This is a genomic window from Streptococcus pseudopneumoniae (assembly GCF_001072665.1).
GTDB lineage: Bacteria > Bacillota > Bacilli > Lactobacillales > Streptococcaceae > Streptococcus > Streptococcus pseudopneumoniae_S.
The window spans coordinates 1-896 of the sequence record NZ_JVJI01000014.1 but is presented as its reverse complement, the minus strand read 5'-3'; the positions used below and the strand labels follow the sequence as shown (position 1 = coordinate 896).

1 protein-coding gene is annotated in these 896 nt (G+C 39.1%); it reads right to left on the bottom strand.

Annotated elements, in window-relative coordinates; translation table 11 throughout:
• Positions 1-423: 423 nt before the first annotated feature.
• The coding region (locus ADH52_RS01275; RefSeq protein WP_049509604.1) for a TipC family immunity protein at positions 424-896 on the bottom strand (473 nt) is incomplete at its 5' end.

Here is an 896-nt window from a genome sequence, read left to right as displayed (position 1 = left end):
CACCTGGATAGTTACTTTCGATATATACTTTAATGGCATCTTCCCCTTTTTCCATAACCTCTAGTGGAAGGATGCTGGCATAGATAGTGCTTCTGACTTGTTTCCAATCTTTATTTTTCAAGAATTCTCTTTCTCTCAGAGTCGAATCCTTCTGAAGGTCAGCATAGTAAGAAGATATAGCTTGATCATAGGATTGCCCCTCTTGCATGCGGCCGATAAGATTGACTGAATCAAGGTCTGCCTTGTAATCATCCTCACCAATACTTGGTTTCTTATCCGTAGCGTTAAAGGTCGTGTCTCCCTCCCAGTCTGAAAGGTCCTTGACATGCTCTCTACCGCCATAGACATCAGCTAACTGAACTTAATTAGGATTAAGATGAGTAGCCATAGTAATGGACTGGTGGGTAAAGTCTGCATGACCTATCACCAATTCTCCCACTGGGTTTCAATCTTGATATCGCCATAATTGCTTGGCGAGTACTTACTGTCATAAATCGAGCTCCAGTCTTTCAAGACTTTTTGGTTGACGATTTCGTCGTAGTAAGAATCCAAGTCCTTGGCAGTAATACCGTACTGCTCTAGATAGGATTTCACTTGGGCCTCATCTTCAATATAACTATCCTCTTTTCCTGATAATACAATCTGAATTGACTTTGTGATCATTTTAGTGTTTGGATTATATTTGTTGACCATCCATAACTTCGTACCATCAGCTATTTTTCTCTCAACTGAAACAAACATTTTACTATACGCTTTCTCAAAATTAAATCCAACTCTCAGTTCAAGATAATCCTCTGGAAGAGTCTTATACTTCCCTAAAGGACTATATTTAAAATACTCTCCATCACTTGGCCAACCTGGACTAATTTCAAAGCCATCTATATGCCTTAAAATAT